General features: G+C 68.3%; 2 protein-coding genes. Both read left to right on the top strand.

Annotated elements, in window-relative coordinates:
• Window positions 1-427 (top strand): M20/M25/M40 family metallo-hydrolase (locus tag U9980_RS28285; RefSeq protein ID WP_322770718.1); only part of this gene is annotated, 427 nt, incomplete at its 5' end.
• A gap of 124 nt (window positions 428-551) precedes the next feature.
• Window positions 552-1,427 (top strand): TIGR00730 family Rossman fold protein (locus tag U9980_RS28280; protein ID WP_416210427.1); only part of this gene is annotated, 876 nt, incomplete at its 3' end.

The following is a 1,427-nucleotide window of genomic DNA, read 5'->3' as shown; positions in this document are numbered from 1 at the left end:
GTACCGCGAGGGCCTCAACGCCGTGCGGGTCGGCGGCGGCGTCGCCGGCAACGTCATCCCGGACGCCTGCGCGGTTACGATCAACTATCGGTTCGCTCCGGACCGTGATGTTCTCCAGGCGTTCGACCATGTCCGCGACGTCCTCGACGGTTTCGCTCTTGAGCTGACCGACAGTTCTGCCGGCGCGCCGCCCGGGCTCACCGCGCCGGCCGTGCGCGCGTTCGTGGCTGCCGTGGGGCGCGTGCCCGTGGCCAAGTACGGCTGGACGGACGTGGCCCGTTTCGCCGCGCTCGGCATCCCCGCGCTCAACTTCGGGCCTGGTGATCCCAACCTTGCCCACACCCGCGACGAGTACGTGGAGGCCGAACGGATCGGCGCGGCCGAGGACGTCCTGCGGCGCTACCTCACGGCGCAAGAGCCGGATTAGCCGGATCAGCCGGATCAGCACATGCCGGGATGGCCGCTGACCTGCCCGGGATGTTTCGGATAACGCTCGCCGAACTCCTCCGCGGGTTACCCGAATGTGATCTTGAATGTAACGCTGGAACGTTATGTTACGGCTCGTGAGTACGCCCACCGACCCGGCCCAGCCAGACGTTCCTCCGGTCCCCGGCGCTGCCAGTCCCGATCCCGGACTCGATCCCGGACTCGATCCCGGACCCGATCCCGGATTGGGCCGGGACCGGCCGGCCCGGTCCCGGCGCCCCCCGGAGAGGCAACGCGGGCCCATCACCGTCCGCAGGGGGCTGGTCGAGGCGTCAACGACCGACCAGCACCTGCTGGACACTCGTGGTCCGACCGACTGGGTCCACGCCGACCCGTGGCGGGTCCTGCGGATCCAGAGCGAGTTCGTCGAGGGGTTCGGGCTGCTCGCGGAGTTGCCCCGAGCGGTGACGGTCTTCGGCTCGGCCCGTGTTTCGGTGGACGACCCCGATTACGCCCTGGGCGAACGGCTCGGTGCCGCGCTCGTCCGGGCCGGCTATGCGGTGATCACTGGTGGTGGTCCGGGGGCGATGGAAGCTGTCAACCGGGGCGCGCAGGAAGCCGGTGGTCTGTCTGTCGGCCTCGGTATCGAGCTCCCGTTCGAACAACGCCTCAACGACTGGGTCGATCTCGGGGTGACCTTCCGGTACTTCTTCGTCCGCAAGACCATGTTCGTCAAGTACGCCGAGGCATTTGTGATCATGCCTGGCGGGCTCGGCACGCTGGATGAGCTGTTCGAGGCCCTCACGCTCGTCCAGACCCGTCGGGTGACCCGTTTCCCGGTGGTGCTCATCGGGTCGCGGTACTGGGGGGGTCTGCTGGACTGGTTGCGTACGACCGTCGCGGGCGCCGGGCGCATCCTGCCGTCAGATCTTGATCTTGTGACTCTCACCGATGACGTGGACGAGGCCGTCCGCATCATCGTCGACAGTCACCGTGCGGGT

The sequence above is a fragment of the Protofrankia sp. Cr1 genome, from assembly GCF_963555865.1.
In the GTDB taxonomy this organism is placed as follows: domain Bacteria; phylum Actinomycetota; class Actinomycetes; order Frankiales; family Frankiaceae; genus Protofrankia.
This window is presented reverse-complemented; position numbering and strand designations above follow the sequence as displayed.